The organism is Streptomyces sp. NPDC044106 (assembly GCF_056433985.1).
In genome coordinates, this window is the sequence record NZ_JBWKFZ010000004.1 from 372,679 (window position 1) to 388,474 (window position 15,796).

The following is a 15,796-nucleotide window of genomic DNA, read 5'->3' on the forward strand; positions in this document are numbered from 1 at the left end:
GAGAACATCCCAGCGCCCGCCACCGGGCACGAGCGAAGGTTGACGCCCCATGGTTCCACCTGGTCCCCTCGCGGGCGGCACAGAGCTGTCCGCGACGAAACAGCGGCTGATGGAGAAGTGGCTGACCGGCGGCGCGGGACCGCAAGCGCCCCGCATCCCCCGCCGGGGCCTCGACACGGCCGACCTCTCCTTCGCGCAGGAGCGCCTGTGGTTCCTCTCCCAGCTGCACCCGGAGAGCTCGTACCACCACATGGTGGAGGCGATCCGCGTCCGCGGCCCCCTCGACAGGGACGCCCTGACGTACGCCCTGGAACAGGTCGTACGGCGCCATGAGGCGCTCCGCACCGTCTTCCACGTGATCGCGGGCGAACCGCGTCAGGTCGTCCTCGCGGAGCAGCCGCTCGCCTTCGACGTCGACCCGCGGGTGCGGGGCGAGGACGAGGCGGTCGAGCGGCTGCGGCGGGACTCCGACCGGCCGTTCGACCTCGAACGGGGTCCGCTCGTCCGGTTCCTCCTGACGCCGCTGGGCGCCGACGACCACGTCCTGATGGTGACCATGCACCACCTGGTCGGCGACGGCATGTCCATGGGCATCCTCTTCCGGGAGCTGTTCGCCTGGTACGCGGCCCGCACCGGCGGGCAGGAGGCGCCCGCGCTCCCCGCCCTCCCGCTCAGCTACCCGGACTTCGCCCAGTGGCAGCGCGACCTGCTGCGCGGCCCGGAGCTGGAGCGGCGCCTCGCCCACTGGGGCCGCATCCTGCGCGAACCCCTGCCCACCCTGGACCGGCTGACCGACCGCCCCCGCCGCGGCCGTACCAGTCTGCGCGCCGTCAGCCGGGCCTTCACGCTCACCGAGCCGGTGGCCACGCGGCTGCGGGCGCTGGCCCGCGAGCATCAGGCGACCCTGTTCATGGCGCTGCTCGCCGGCTTCAACACGCTGGTGCACCTGCGCTCGGGCGACGAGGACATCGTCACCGGATCGGTGGTGCACGGCCGCGACCAGCCCGAGGTGGAGCACCTCATCGGCTTCTTCGCCAACACCCTGGCCCTGCGCTTCGACCTGTCGGGCGGGCTCACCTTCACCGAGATCCTGGAACGTACGAGGGGGACCTGTCTGGAGGCGTACGCCCATCGGGACACCCCGATCGAGGTGGTGGCCGCCGAGCTGCGCCCGGGACGCAACGGCGGCGACAACCCGCTGTTCCAGGCGGCCGTGGTGGGAGAGAACCCGGCGGGGGCCGCGCGCATGGGCGACCTGGAGGTGGCGGCCTTCGACTTCGGCCTCGACACCTCCGAGTTCGACCTGGTGCTGCACTACTGGGAGACCGAGGGGCGGATCGAGGGCGGGGTGCGCGGCAGCGTCGACCTGTTCGACCCGGAGTCCGTCGACCGGTTCACCGCGGATCTGGAGCGGCTGTTCACCGCCGTGCTCGACGCGCCCGGCGTTCCCGTGACCGAACTAGGCCTCCTGGGCGACTCGTTGGGGCAGCCGTCCACGCCGGTTCCGCTCACCGCGGCGGTGCCGGTTCCACACGAGTCCGCCGCCGCGGCCCCGGACGGCGATGCGTCGCTCACCGCCACCGAGCGGGAGGTCGCGGCCGTCTGGCGCGAGGTGCTCGGACTGCGCGAAGTCGACCCCGACGAGGACTTCTTCGACGCGGGCGGGCATTCGCTGCGGGCCGTGCGGGTGCTGCTGCGGCTGCGCGAGCGGCTCGGCGTGGACCTGCCCGTCCAGGTGTTCTTCGAGGCGCCCACGGTGACCGCGCTGGCCGCCGTGTTCGACCGGGCGCGCGCCGAGGGGAGCGGGGCCGGACAGGAGGCCACAGCCGACGCGGCCGACGCGGAGGCGGCGGTGCTGCGGGCCGATGCCGTGCTCGACGAGGACATCGTCTGTGCCGGGGCTCCGGTCGACCCGGCACGCGTCGCCGCGCCGGAGCACCTGTTCCTCACCGGCGGCACGAGCTTCCTCGGTGCCCATCTGCTGGCCCGGCTGCTCGACGTGACGGGGGCGCGGCTGCACGTCCTGGTGGACGCCGAGGGGCCCGGTGAGGCCGAGCGGGCCCTTGCCCGCGCGCTCGCCCGCTTCCGCCTCGACGTGCCGATGGACCGGGTGACCGTCCTCGCGGGCAGCCTGCGCGAGCCGCTGCTCGGCCTGTCGCCGATGACGTTCGCGCGCCTCGCGGGCACCCTCGACGCCATCCACCACGTCGGCTGCGAGGCCAACCTGGCCCAGCCCTACGCCCGGTTGCGGGCCGCCAACGCGGGCGGCACCGCGGAGGTGCTCAGGCTCGCGGCCCGGAGCCGTACCAAGCCGGTGCACTACGTCTCGTCGCCGGGTGTGCTCTTCGCCCGCGACACCGAGCCGGGCGTCCTGCGCACGGACGGCAGGGTGGGCGCCGACGCGGTACTGCCCTCCGGCTATGTGCGCAGCCGTTGGGTGGCCGAGGAACTGGTCGACGAGGGCAGGCGGCGCGGCGTGCCGGTCTCCGTGTACCGGCCGGGGCGGCTCGGCGGTGACTCGGTGACCGGCGGCGGGGACCCCGATTCGGCGTTCTGGCGGTTCATCGGCGCCTGCGCCGGTCTCGGCGCGGTGCCCGACTTCGGCCCTGACGCCGACTTCGATCTGGTGCCCGTCGACTTCGCGGTCGCCGCCCTCGCCGAACTGTCCCTGAGCGGTACGGCGTCGGGCGGCACGTACCACCTCGCCAACCCGGTGCGGACCCGGCTCGACGCGGTCGTGGCCCGGTTGCGCGCGGCCGGCTACCGGCTGGTGGAGACCGACCCTGAGCGCTGGGCGCGGCTCGTGTCCAAGGACGTCCTGGACGCGGGCGGTGACGAGGGTTCGGTGCCGGTGGCCGCGCTCGCCGGTGCCTCGCACGGCATGCCCGGCTTCGGCAGTCTGCGTCTGGACGTCACCGGCACGCTCGACGCGCTCGCCGGGACCGGGGTGAGCTGCCCGGTCGTCGACGGTCCGCTCCTCGACCGTTACGTGGACCACCTCATCGGCGCGGGGCTGCTGCCACCACCGCGGCCGGACCGGGCCGATGACGGCCCCACCCGCATCCCCCACGCCCCGAGAGACGTCCGAGACTCCCGATCGGAGAACCCCGTATGAGCACCGGCCTCGCCCGTGACCCCGGCGGTGCGGTGCCGCGCGGCCCCCGCCTGCCCCTGCTGCCGCCGTCGTCCGGCGGCCCCCGCGCCGTCCACCGGGCTGCCCTCGGAGCCGGCCTGTGGCGCGGCCTCACCGAAGGCGCGCGGGCCGCGGGCCTGGACCCGACCGCCGTGCTGCGCACCGCCTTCACCGAGGTCATCGGCCTGTGGTCGCGCGATCCCCGGTTCGCGCTGCGGGAGCGTACGGCGTCCGGCTGCCGCGTCCTGGTGGCGGACGCACTCGGCGACGGCGGGTTCGCCGGCCGTGCCGCCGCGCAGTCCCCCGCGGCGCCCGGCACGACGGCCGTGGACCCGGTGGCCGGGGTCACCGACGCGGATCTCGATCCACTGGTCGAGTTCACGGACGCCGTGACGGGCGAACCGGTGACGGCACCTCCGGGCCCGGCCCCGGTCCTCGCGCTTGGTGTGGCGGCGGCGGGCGGCCGGATCGAAGCCGTCTGGGAGCACGCCCCCGGCGTACTGCCCGACGGCATGCTGGCCGACATGGCCGAGTCCTGGCTCGCGCTGCTGACCTCGCTGGGCGGGGGCCCTTCGGCGTGGGCCGCGCCGGCCTCACCGGTGCGGTTGCCCGCCGCGCAGGAGAAGCAGCGCGCCGAGGTCAACGCGACGGCGGCGCCGGTGCCCGAGGGGCTGTTGCAGGAGGCCGTGGCCCGGGCCGCCGAGCCCCGCCCCGGGCACACCGCGATCGTCTCGGGCGAACGCCGGATCTCCTACGGGGAGTTGATGAGCCGGGCCCGCCGTATCGGGCGGCGGCTCCGGGAGCTGGGTGCGCGGCCCGGTGATCCGGTGGCCGTGTGCATGGAGCGGGGCTGGGAGCAACCGGTGGGCCTGCTCGGCGCGTTGGAGTCCGGCGCCGCCTGGCTGCCGCTCGATCCCGGGCTGCCCGCGGACCGCCGGGAGCGGCTGCTCGACATGACCGGCGTACGCCTCGTCCTCACGCAGCGGAAGGTGGCCGGGCGGTGGGAGTGGCCGCGCGGCGTCACCGAACTCGTGGTGGACGACGACGCGCAGTGGGCGGACGTCGACGACGGCCCGCTGACGCCCGCCCAGAACCCCGAGGACCCCGCCTACCTGCTGTTCACCTCGGGCTCCACGGGCACCCCCAAGGGTGTGGTGGTGCCGCACCGGGGCGCGCTCAACACGCTGGTCCATGTGATCGAGCGGTATGGAGTCACGGACCGCGACCGGGCCATCGGCCTGTCGGCGATGAGCTTCGACCTGTCGATCTGGGACATGCTCGGCACGCTGTGCGCCGGGGCCACGCTGGTCCTGCCGGACGCGGGCACCGACCGGGACCCCGGGCACTGGCTCGACCTCGTCCGCCGGGAGGGCGTCACCACCTGGCTGGGTGCCCCGGCGCTGTTCGAGCTGTTCTGCGAGCAGGTGGAGCGCGATCCCGAGCCGTGGGTCGCCTCGCTGCGGCTGCTCATCCTGGGCGGTGACTGGATTCCGCTGTCCCTGCCCGAGCGCGCCAGGGACATCGCGCCGGACGTCCGGTTCGTCGGACTCGGCGGCAACACCGAGGCGTCGATCCTCTCCAGTACGTACGACGTGGACGAGGTCGATCCGGCGTGGCCGAGCATCCCGTACGGCAAACCGCTGCCCAACCAGACGCTGCACGTGCTCGACGCGGCGCTGCGGCCCAGGCCCGTGGGCGTGCCCGGTGACCTGTACATCGGCGGGGCGGGGCTCGCGCTCGGCTACTGGCGCGACCCCAAGCGCACGGCCCAGGCGTTCATCAGCCACCCGGTGACCGGCGAGCGGCTGTACCGCACCGGCGACGTGGCGCGGTTCCTGCCGGACGGCAACGTGGAGTTCGTCGGCCGCGAGGACTTCCAGGTGAAACTGGACGGCCACCGCATCGAGCTGGGCGAGATCGAGGCGGCGCTGCGGTCCCACCCCTCGGTCGGCACGGCGGCGGTCGTCGCCCTGCCGCGCCAGGACGGCGAACTGGGCAACCAGGCGCTCGCCGGATACGTGTCCCCGGCCACCGGGACCCGGCCTCGCGTGGCGGAGCTGCGCGAGCACATCGCCGCACGTCTTCCGCACTACATGGTGCCCGCGCACCTCCTCGTCATGGAGGCGCTGCCGCTGACCGCGCACGGGAAGGTCGACCGCGGCGCGCTGCCCCGGCCGGGCACCGTGTCCGGCGAGGACACCGCGGGCGGGCCGCGCACCGGTCTTGAGGAGCTGGTGGCCGGCCTGTGGTCGGAACTCCTCGGCGTGGACCGGGTGAGCGTGCACGACACGTTCTTCGAACTGGGCGGCAATTCGCTGCTCGGGATCCGCGTGATGAACCGGCTGCGCGAGCGGCTCGGCATGGAACTCGACCCGCACAGCGTGTTCCGGCACCGCACGGTGGCCGAGCTGTGCCGGGCGATCGAGAGCGAGCGTGACCGGTCGGGCGACGGGCCGGACGCCGCCGCGCTGCCCGCCGTGCGGCCCGACCCGGCGTCGGCGTACGAACCGTTCCGGCTCACCGACCAGCAGCAGGCGTACTGCGTGGGCCGCACGGGATCACTCTCCTCCGGGAACGTCTCCGCCCACATGTACCTGGAGTTCGAGGGCGAGCACCTGGATGTGCCGCGGTTCAGGGCCGCCTGGCAGCGCGTGGTGGACCGGCATCCGATGCTGCGCGCGGTGGCGATGCCGGAGACGATGACCCAGCGGGTCCTCGAAACGGTGCCGCCGTACGAGATGCCGGTCGTCGACCTGCGGGCGGCGGACGAGGACAAGGTGCGCCGCGGCCTCACGGAGATCCGCGAGCGCTACTCGCACGAGGTGCGCCCCGTCGACGTCTGGCCGCTCTTCGACGTGGTGGTGGCCGAGCTGCCCGAGGACCGGTTCCGGGTGCACTTCAGCATCGATGCGCTCTGCGCCGACTTCGCCAGCATCCGCATTCTCTGGGACGACCTGACGCTGTTCTACACGGACCCGGACGCGGCTGCGGCGCCGCCCGCCATGGCCTACCGGGACTACGTCCTCGCGACGGCGGACCTCTCCGGCACGGAGGCGCACCGGCGCTCGGCCCAGTACTGGGAACGGCGGCTGGCAGACCTCGCGCCCGCGCCGGGGCTGCCCATGGTGCGCACCCCGGAATCGGTGGAGCATCCGCGGTTCGTCCGGCGCTCGGTGCGGCTCGCGGCCGACCGCTGGCGGCGGGTGACGGACCGGGCCGCGGAGGCGGGTCTGACGCCTGCGGGGCTGCTGCTCGCGGTGTACGCGGAGGCGCTGGCGCCGTGGGCCCAGGCGTCCCGGTTCACGCTCAACGTCACCAACCTCAACCGGCTCGGCGCGCACCCCGACGTCAACGACACCGTCGGCGAGTTCGCCTCGTTCGCCCTGGTCGAGGTGGACGCCGCCGCGCCCGGCGACTTCACCGGCCGGGCGCGCCGGGTGCAGGAGCAGCTGTGGAGCGACCTGAGCCATTCCTATGTCAGCGGAGTCCATCTGCTGCGTGAACTGATGCGTATGCGCGGCGGGTTCGACGGTGCGCTGATGCCGGTGGTGTTCACCAGCGCGGTGCCGCTGAGCGGCGGCAGGAGCACGCTCCTGGACGGCTCGCTGCGCCAGACGGGCGGCATCACCCAGACCCCGCAGGTCTGGATGGACCTCCTGACCGAGGTGCAGGACGGCGCTCTGGTCGTCAACTGGGACGTGAACGCGGCCCTGTTCGACCCGGGAATGGTGGACGACGTGTTCGCCGGGCTGAGCTCGCTCCTGGAGCGGCTGGCCGACGACCCCGCCGCGTGGTCGGCGCAGGAGCCCCTCGACGCGCCGCCGCGCCGGGGCCCCGACGGCAGGGAGCCGGGCGACGGCGGCCGTCGTCCGCTGCCGGAGCGGCTCGTGCAGGACGCCTTCCTCGATCAGGTGGCCGCGCGCCCCGACGAGGTGGCGGTCGTCGCCGACGGCCGGACGCTGACGTACGGGGAGCTGCACCACGAGGCCTGCCGGGTCGCCGCGTGGCTCCGGGCGAACGGCGCCGCGCAGGACCGGCCCGTCGGTGTCGTACTCGACAAGGGCTGGGAGCAAGTCGCGGCCGTGTACGGGGTGTTGTACGCGGGAGCGCCCTACCTCCCCCTGGACGCGGAGGCCTCCCCCGGGCGTGTGACGGGGCTGCTCGACCAGTGCGGGGTGGACCTCGTCGTCACCCGGCGGGATCTCGCTCCCCTGGCGGCCGGGCGGCGAGCGCTGTGCCTGGACGCGCTGCCGGATGAGGTGCGGTCGGTGGCCCCGGCGCCGCCGGATGCCGGGGCCCAACCGTCCGACCTGGCATACGTGTTGTTCACCTCGGGCTCGTCCGGGCGGCCCAAGGGCGTGATGGTCGAGCACCGGGGCGTCGTCAACGCCCTGCGCGAGACCGCGGAGACCTTCGCGATAGGTCCGGACGACCGGGTCCTGGCGCTGACCGCGCTGCACCACGACATGTCGGTGTTCGACCTGTTCGGGGTGCTCGGCGCGGGCGGCACGCTGGTGCTGCCGCGCGCCTCGGAGCGGCGCGAGGCGGCGCACTGGGCGCGGCTCATGAGCGAGCACGGTGTGACCGTCTGGAACTCGGTGCCCGCGATGATGGAGATGCTGGTGGAGCATCTGGGCGCGCACAGCGGCCCGTTGGAGGGGCTGCGGCTCGCCTTCCTGGGCGGTGACTGGCTCAACGTCGCCACGGTGCGCCGGCTCTCCGAGGAGGCAGGTGTGCGGGTGGTGAGTGTGGGCGGACCCACCGAGACCACGCTGTGGAACATCTGGCACCCCGTGGACGACGCGCACAGGCTGGCTCCGGAGCAGCGGAGCGTCCCGTACGGCACCCCCATCGCCAACACCCGCTACCGCATCCTCGACGAGCGCATGCGGGACCGTCCGGTGTGGGCGACCGGTGAGATGTACTGCTCCGGAGTGGGCGTGGCGCGCGGCTACTGGGACGACCCGGAGCGGACGGCGGCCTCGTTCCTGACGCATCCGCGGACCGGCGAGCGCCTGTACCGGACCGGTGACCTGGGCCGCTTCCTGCCGGACGGGAGCATCGAGTTCGTCGGACGTGCCGACTTCCAGGTCAAGGTGAACGGGCACCGGATCGAGCCGGGCGAGGTGGAGGCGGCGCTCCTCGCGCACCCGGGCGTCACCGCGGCCGTGGTGACCGGGCAGCGGCGCACCGACCGGGCGGGCCACCGGGGCCTGACCGGGTACGTCGTGCCGGCCGCCGGGAGCACGGACGTCACCGACGCCGCGCTGCGGGCGCACCTGCGGACGACACTGCCTGAGCACATGATCCCTTCGGTGTTCGTGACACTGGACGCGTTGCCGCTCAACGCCAACGGCAAGGTGGACCGCTCGGCGCTGCCCGAGCCGCGCCCGGAACTCTCCGGCACTGCGGGGGATGCGCCGCGGTCGGCCGTCGCCGAGGTGTGCGCGCGGGTGTGGGCCGAGGTGCTCCAGGTGGAGGCGGTCGGCGAACAGGACAACTTCTTCGCGCTCGGCGGGGATTCCGTCCTGGCCACCCGGATCGTGACGCGGTTGCGCCAGGTGTTCGCCTCGGACGCGGTGACGCTGCGCACCGTGTTCCTGTCGCCGACGGTGGCCGGGCTCGCGGCGGGCGTGGTCGCCGCCGAGGAGGCGCCGGGGCAGGCCGAGGCCATGGCCGGCGTACACCTGCGGGTCGCGCGGATGTCGCCCGAGGAGGTCGAGCGCGAGCTGTCGGCCCGGCGCGCCGCGGCCGGGAGCGGGGCGGGAGCGTGAGCGCGGACCCGGCGCGTGAGCGGCGCCCGCTCCTACACGAACTGGTGGCCCGCCAGGCTGGGTTGACGCCGGACGCGGAGGCCGTCGTGAGCGGCCGGGAGCGGCTGAGCTACGGAGAGCTCGAAGAGGCGGCGCAGCTCCTCGCCGGGCATCTGCGCGGCCTGGGCGCGGGCCCGGAGACCCTGGTCGGCATCTGCCTGGGGCGTTCGCCGTGGATGGTGGTGGCGATGCTCGCGGTCCTGAAGGCGGAAGCGGCGTACGTACCGATCGATCCCGCGTTCCCGTTGGAGCGCAGGCAGTTCATCCTGCGCGACAGCGGCGCCGAGCTGATCGTGACCGAGGAGTCGCTGCGGGAGAAGTGGCCGGACCGGCCGTGCACGGTGGTCTCGCTGGACCGCGACTGGGACCGCATCGCCCAGGCGCGGCCGTGGACCGGCGAAGGCACGGGCCAGGAGACCCAACTGGCGTACGCCCTCTACACATCGGGCTCCACCGGGCGGCCCAAGGGCGTAGCGGTGGAGCACCGCAGCGCGGCGGCGTTCCTGGCCTGGGCACTTGAGCGTTTCACGCCGGACGAGCTGCGGTACACCCTGGCCTCGACGTCCATGTGCTTCGATCTGTCGGTCTTCGAGCTGTTCGCGCCGCTGGCGGCGGGCGGCACGGTGGTCCTGGCGGAGACGGTGTTCCATCTGCCGGTGGCCGCCGCGGACCGGCCGGTGACGCTGGTGAACACCGTGCCCAGCCTCCTGCTCGACCTGCTGCCCTGCGGGCCGCTGCCCCCGTCGGTGGTGACGGTCAACCTCGCGGGTGAGGCACTGCCCGCCGCACTGGCCCGCCAGTTGTACGCGACCGGCACGGTGGAGCGGGTCCACAACCTGTACGGGCCGTCCGAGGACACCACGTACTCGACCTGGAGCCTGGTCGGGCGGGACGTCGACAAGCCGTTGATCGGCCGCCCCATCACGGGCACCACCGCCCACGTCCTCGACGCCAAGGGGCATCCGGTGGCCGACGGTGAGGCCGGGGAGCTGTACCTGGGCGGCGACGGCCTCGCGCGCGGCTACCTGGGGCGTCCCGCCCTGACGGCGGAGCGATTCATCCCCGACCCGTTCTCGGAGCGCCCGGGTGCGCGCCTCTACCGCACCGGCGACCTCGCGCGGCGGCTGCCGGACGGCGATCTCGACTACCTGGGGCGGGCCGATCAGCAGGTGAAGGTGCGGGGTCTGCGCATCGAACCGGGCGAGATCGAGGGCGTGCTGATGGAGCATCCCGGCATCCGGCGCGCCGCGGTGCTCGCCCGGGGCGGGAGCGCGGACGAGGTCGGGCTCGTGGCGTACGTGGTGAGCGAGGGGGACGCCGACTTCACCGCGGTGCGGCGGTTCCTGCGGGAGCGGCTGCCGTCCTACATGGTGCCGGGGGTGTTCGTACCGGTGGAGTCCATCCCGCTGACGGTGACGGGGAAGGTCGACGTCGGGGCGCTGCCCGCGACCGCTCCGTGACCGGGCAGCACCGGCACCGGCACCGACACCGACACAATTCCGTCGCAAGAGGGCGGCCATTTCCTTTCGGAGGCGCCCTTCAAAGCCGCGGAAATCGAGTGCTACACTCACGCAACCATGCGCGGTAAGGTAAGCCTTACTCTGAATGGCGGCGCCGCTCCGGAATTGAATCGGAAACGATTTTCAATGCACCGCGCACGGCCGGACGAGGCCGCCGTACCACGTCAGCGGAAGAGGAATTCGTGAGCGCCACGGATACCACGACGAGTCGCGAGGCTCGAATCGTCCTGATTATCACCGTCGTAGCGTCGGCGCTATTGGTTATCGATATCACCATCGTTTCCGTAGCGTTACCCGAGATCCAGTCGGACCTCGGGGGCTCGCTCGCCGCCCTGCAGTGGATCATCATCGGCTACACGGTCACCTTCGGCGCCTTCCAGCAGGCGGCGGGCTCCCTGTCGGACCGGCTCGGCCGGCGGTCCATGTTCATGGGCGGCATCGCCCTGTTCACCCTCTCCTCGCTGGCCTGCGGCATCGCGCCGAACGCCGTCGCGCTCGACGTCGCCCGCTGTGTGCAGGGCATCGGCGCCGCCTTCGTGCTCGCCAACGCGATGCCGCTGATCGCGCAGGTCTACGAGGGGCAGAGCCGCAACATGGCCATCGCCGTCTGGGGCACCACGCTGGGCGCCTGCGGCGCCATCGCCCCGGTCATCGGCGGTCTCCTCGTCGACCTCACCGAGTGGCGCTACCTCTTCCTCATCAACGTGCCGATCGGCGTGGTCGCGCTCTTCCTGTGCCGCACCAAACTCCCCCTCGACGCGCCGCGCAGCTCGCTCGCCGGCATCGACTGGACCGGCGCGGGACTGCTCGTCCTCACTCTCGGCCTGGTCAACTTCGCGCTCACCCGCGGCGAGGACCAGGGCTGGGGCTCCGCCGCCACCCTCGTCCAGCTCGGCGTCTCCGCCGTGCTGTTGACCGGCTTCCTGCTCCTGGAGCGCCGGGTCGCGACGCCGACCCTGGACCTGACGCTGTTCAAGGTGCCGACCTTCGTGGCGGCCACCCTCATCGCCTTCTTCTCCCGCTTCGCCACCATCGGCGGTTCGGTCTACTACATCCTGTACTTCCAGAGCGCCCGCGGGCTCAATCCGCTGGAGACCGGCCTGATGATGATGGCCATCTTCGCGCCGCAGCTGGGCATGGGCCTGGTCGCGGGCAAGCTGCAGGCCAAGTACTCCCCCTCGCACATCATCGGCGCCGGTTTCGGCATCCTGGCCCTCGGCGGACTCACCATGTCCTGGGCCTTCGACCAGGGCCACACCATCTGGGCGGCGCTGCCCGGCCTCCTGCTGTGGGGCGTGGGCGGCGGCCTCGCGGGCAGCCCGTCCATGTCGCTCGCGGTCAACGTGGTGCCCAAGGAGCGCGCGGGCATGGCGTCCGGCGCGATCAACAGCCTGTTCATGTTCGGCGCCGGCATCGGCGCCGCGATCTTCGGCGTGCTCTTCCGCAGCCGGATCGAGGACCAGGTGGGCGGTGACCTGCGCACGGGTACGGCCGACCACGACGACGTGGTCTCCGCCGCCGCCCAGGGCGACATCTCCCGGGCCGTGCAGGACGTGCCCGACGACCTGGCGGGCCAGGTGCGGCGTGCCCTGGAGTCCGCCATCGCCGACGGCGCCTCGTTCGTGATGCTGTGGGCCGCGGTGGTCTGCGTCGGCACGGCCGCCGTCGCGCTCACCCTCGTACGCAAGAAGGACCTGCTCACCGGCGCTCCCGAGCCCGCCAAGGAGGAGGACAACGCGGCACCGGAACCGGCCTGATCATCCGGGGCGGCTCCCTGCCCGGAGCCGCCCCGGACCTTTCCCCGCGGTTCCCGACCTTTCCCCGCACGCCGCACGACCACCCGACGTACGACCCACCCGACGTACGACCCATCCGACGTTCGACCGCCCGCCAGGAGCCGTGATGTCCCCGCATTCCCCCGCCGGTCCGCTGCGGCTGCTGGTCCTCGGCGGCACCGGCTTCGTCTCCGGCGCCGTGGCGGCGGAGGCCGTCGCCCGCGGCCACGACGTCACCTGCGTCGCCCGCGGCACCGGCGGCGCGGCGCCCCCCGAAGGAGCGCGGCTCCTACGCGCCGACCGGAACACCCCGGACGGCCTCGCCCCGCTGCGCGGCACCCGCTTCGACGCGGTCGTCGAGACCGCGACACTCTCGCTGCCCTGGGTCCAGCGGGCCCTGCGCGACGTGAGCGCCGGCCACTGGACGTTCATCTCCTCGATCAGCGTGTACGCCGACACCTACACCCGCGGCCAGACGGCCCGCACCGCACGGCTGCGCCCCGTCCTGGCCCACGCCGGGACGTACGACCCGGCCCGCGACCCGGAGCCCACCCAGGCCACGTACGGAGGGGTGAAGCTCGCCTGCGAGCAGGCCGTCCGCGAGGCCACCGACGACGCGGCCTTCGTGGTACGCCCCGGCCTGGTCGTGGGCCCCGGGGACGACGTCGGGCCGTTCGGCTACTGGCCGCTGCGGATGGCGCGCGGCCGTGCCACCGCCGTGCCCCCGGCGACCGGCGCCGACGGCCTCGCCCTGCCCGCGCAATGCGTCGACGTGCGGGACCTCGCCGCCTGGATCGTCGACCGGGCGGCGGCGCGGGCGGCCGGGGTGTACGACGCGGCAGGGCCGCCGGTGGCCCTGGACTCCCTGCTCCACGAGGTCGCCGACGCCGTGGGGCACAGCAGCCTGGAACTGGTTCCGGTGCCCGAGGACGTGCTGCGGGACGCCGGGGTGCGGGCGTGGACCGGACGTCCCTCGATGCCCATGTGGCCGCCTCGCGAACTGCACGGCGCGCTCACCCGTGACGTCACGTCGTCCTTCGACGCGGGGCTACGCGTCAGGCCGGTCGCCGAGACGGCGCAGGCGGTCCTGCGCGACCGTCTCGGACGCGGCGCGGGCACACCGCCGGTGGCGGGCCTGACCCCCGTCGAGGAGGCGGCGCTGCTGCGCCTCGCGGGCGTCTGAGGACCCCGGCCCGTACCTCCGAGAACTTTCGAGAACCCTCCGAGACCCTCCGAGACCCTCCGAGAACCCTTCGTGCAACCGGAGTTGGACGCCACGATGCCATCCCGGGGTGGCATACATCCGGCCATGTCCGTTGATACGTTCGGCGCGTTTTTGACGCTTCGAACATGTCAGGAGACGCCGTGGCAACGGCCGTGCCGCCCCTTCCCTCCGCCGCGAGACTGCCCTCGCTCACCGGCCTTCGCTTCGTCGCCGCGTTCGCCGTGTTCGCCTCGCACGCCTATCTGGCGATCTGGTTCGACGGGGTGTGGGAGGGCAACACCCCGGCCATGGTCGCGCTGATCACCGCGCGTTCCGGGGTCGGATTCTTCTTCCTGCTCAGCGGATTCGTCCTGGCCTGGTCGGCGCGGCCCGGCGACGGGGCGGTGTCCTTCTGGCGCAGGCGCGCGGCGAAGATCTACCCGGTGCACGCCGTGACCTGGTTCGCCGCGCTCGTGCTGATCAACTGGACCGGCGGCCAGGTCGCCGCCCGTCAGGCCGTGCCCAATCTGCTCCTCGTGCAGTCCTGGTCCCCCGCGTTCGACGTCTACGACAGCGTCAACGGCGTCTCCTGGTCACTCTCCTGCGAGGCCTTCTTCTACCTGGCCTTCCCGCTGCTCATCCACATCATCCGCCGCATACCCGCCCGCAGGCTCTGGGCCTGCGCCGCCGCCGCGGCCCTCGCCGTGATCGCCATGCCGCTGGTCGCCTCGGCCGCGTTCTCCTCCGAGCCGAAGTTCTTCGCGTTCCCGGTGACGCTGCACCAGTACTGGTTCATCTACACCTTCCCCCTCACCCGCCTCCTGGAGTTCGTGCTCGGCATCCTTCTGGCCCGCGCGGTCCTGGAGGGCACACGGGTGACGGTGCGCTTCCGGCACGCACTGCCCGCGCTCGCGATCGGCTACCCCCTCGCGCTCCAAGTGCCCTTCCTGTACGCGATATCCGCGGTCCTCGTCGTCCCGATGGCCCTGCTCGTGCTCGCGGGCGCGGGGGCCGACATCCGCGGTTCGCGCTCGCCGGTGCGGCAGCGGCCGATGACGTGGCTCGGGGACGTCTCGTTCGCCTTCTACATGGTCCACATGCTCGTGCTGACGTACGTCTACCGGCTGATCGACGAGGAGCACACAGCCTCCGACGGGGTCCGGGCCGGCTCTGCCGTACTGATCTTCGGGCTCTCCCTGCTGGCGGCGTGGGCGGTGAACGCCTTGGTGGAGCGGCCCTTGACGCGGCGCTGGGGGTCGGGGCGGCCCGCACGTCCCCAGGCCGGGGCGCCGCTCGACGAGAAGCCTGTGGCCCCCTGAACCGTGCGGACACGGCCCGGGGGGCCAACAGGCGGACCGCCCCGTCGGGGGATGCCGGGGCGGGCCGGTCCATGAGGGGTCAGCGCCTGTCTTTCAGCGGACCCCGGTCTCCTTGCGCAGGACCGTGCCGTGCGGGTCCTCGCAGTGCTGTCCGTCTTCGGTGGCTCCGGCGCCGGTCGGCCTCTCGGGAGCGTGGTCGACCTCCAGCGTCGCGTGCTTGATGCCGTGGTCCTCGCGCAGCCGGGCCTGGATGCCCTTGCGCACCGCGTGACAGTCGCCACCGGGCTCCACAAGTACGTGGGCGGAGAGCACCGGCTGACCGGAGGTGATCTCCCAGATGTGCAGGTCGTGGACCTCGACCACGCCGTCGTGGCCGACCATGCCGCTGCCCACGTCGTCCGGGTCCAGGTCGGCGGGGGCGGCCTCCAGGAAGATCCTGCCCGAGGCCCGGACGAGCGAGGTGCCCGACCTGACCATGAGTACGACCACGACCATCGAGGCGATGGTGTCGGCCCTGGCGAAGCCGGTCGTCATCACGACGGCGCCGGAGACGGCCGTCGCGATGAAGCCGTAGAGGTCGGTGAGGATGTGCTGGAAGGCGCCCTCGACGTTGAGCGAGGAACGGTTGGCTTTCGACATGCACCACGCGGCGGCGATGTTCACCACCACACCCGCCAGCGCGGTCACCAGTACCAGGGTCCCGCCGACCTTCGGCGGGTCGAGGAGCCTCTCGATGTTCTCGTACGTCAGCCAGGCCGAGAGCAGTAGCAGGGTGAGCCCGTTGGCCTGGGCCGAGAGGATCTCCGCGCGCTTGAAGCCGTAGGTGAAGCGCCCGCGCACCGGCCTGCTCGCCAGCTTCATGGCCCACAGGGCGAGTGCGATCGCTCCCGCGTCCGAGAGCATGTGCGCCGCGTCCGCGAGGAGGGCCATCGACTCGGCGACGAACGCGACGACGACTTCCACCGCCATATAGCCGACGATCAGCGCGAGCGAGAGGGCTAACCAACGGCGGTCGGCATCCTCGGCCACCGC

General features: G+C 73.1%; 7 protein-coding genes. 6 read left to right on the forward strand and 1 reads right to left on the reverse strand.

Annotated elements, in window-relative coordinates; translation table 11 throughout:
- Nucleotides 1-49: 49 nt before the first annotated feature.
- The 6 genes from AC07DI_RS09270 to AC07DI_RS09295 all read left to right on the forward strand — a co-directional run bounded on the left by AC07DI_RS09270 (nt 50) and on the right by AC07DI_RS09295 (nt 14,764).
- The gene (locus AC07DI_RS09270) at nt 50-3,115 is read left to right on the forward strand and encodes a thioester reductase domain-containing protein (protein WP_478903283.1); all 3,066 of its coding nucleotides are present in this window, start codon (nt 50-52) and stop codon (nt 3,113-3,115) included.
- A complete protein-coding gene (locus tag AC07DI_RS09275) occupies nt 3,112-8,907 on the forward strand; it encodes an amino acid adenylation domain-containing protein (protein WP_478903285.1) in 5,796 nt (1,931 codons plus the stop codon). Before AC07DI_RS09270 ends, AC07DI_RS09275 begins: the two co-directional genes overlap by 4 nt.
- Nucleotides 8,904-10,406, forward strand: coding sequence for an amino acid adenylation domain-containing protein (locus tag AC07DI_RS09280; protein WP_478903287.1), 1,503 nt, complete (start codon nt 8,904-8,906; stop codon nt 10,404-10,406). The genes AC07DI_RS09275 and AC07DI_RS09280 overlap by 4 nt, the downstream gene beginning before the upstream one ends.
- A 242-nt stretch (nt 10,407-10,648) precedes the next feature.
- A complete protein-coding gene (locus AC07DI_RS09285; RefSeq protein WP_478903289.1) occupies nt 10,649-12,223 on the forward strand; it encodes an MFS transporter in 1,575 nt (524 codons plus the stop codon).
- Between the two features lie 145 nt (nt 12,224-12,368).
- Nucleotides 12,369-13,424 carry an NAD-dependent epimerase/dehydratase family protein gene (locus AC07DI_RS09290; RefSeq protein ID WP_478903291.1) on the forward strand — a complete coding sequence of 352 codons (1,056 nt, stop codon included), beginning with the start codon at nt 12,369-12,371 and terminating at the stop codon, nt 13,422-13,424.
- Between the two features lie 167 nt (nt 13,425-13,591).
- On the forward strand, nt 13,592-14,764 hold the full coding sequence (locus AC07DI_RS09295) for an acyltransferase family protein (protein WP_478903293.1): 1,173 nt from the start codon (nt 13,592-13,594) through the stop codon (nt 14,762-14,764).
- A gap of 93 nt (nt 14,765-14,857) precedes the next feature.
- On the opposite strand, the gene AC07DI_RS09300 is transcribed toward AC07DI_RS09295, so the two are convergent.
- The gene (locus AC07DI_RS09300) at nt 14,858-15,793 is read right to left on the reverse strand and encodes a cation diffusion facilitator family transporter (RefSeq protein WP_384247094.1); all 936 of its coding nucleotides are present in this window, start codon (nt 15,791-15,793) and stop codon (nt 14,858-14,860) included.
- Between the last annotated feature and the right edge of the window lie 3 nt (nt 15,794-15,796).

Excerpts from the sequence above, each read along its gene's own strand:
- AC07DI_RS09295 (WP_478903293.1), top strand. The coding sequence starts at position 13,592 with ATGTCAGGAGACGCCGTGGCAACGGCCGTGCCGCCCCTTCCCTCCGCC.
- AC07DI_RS09290 (WP_478903291.1), top strand. The coding sequence starts at position 12,369 with ATGTCCCCGCATTCCCCCGCCGGTCCGCTGCGGCTGCTGGTCCTCGGC.
- AC07DI_RS09270 (WP_478903283.1), top strand. The coding sequence starts at position 50 with ATGGTTCCACCTGGTCCCCTCGCGGGCGGCACAGAGCTGTCCGCGACG.
- AC07DI_RS09275 (WP_478903285.1), top strand. The coding sequence starts at position 3,112 with ATGAGCACCGGCCTCGCCCGTGACCCCGGCGGTGCGGTGCCGCGCGGC.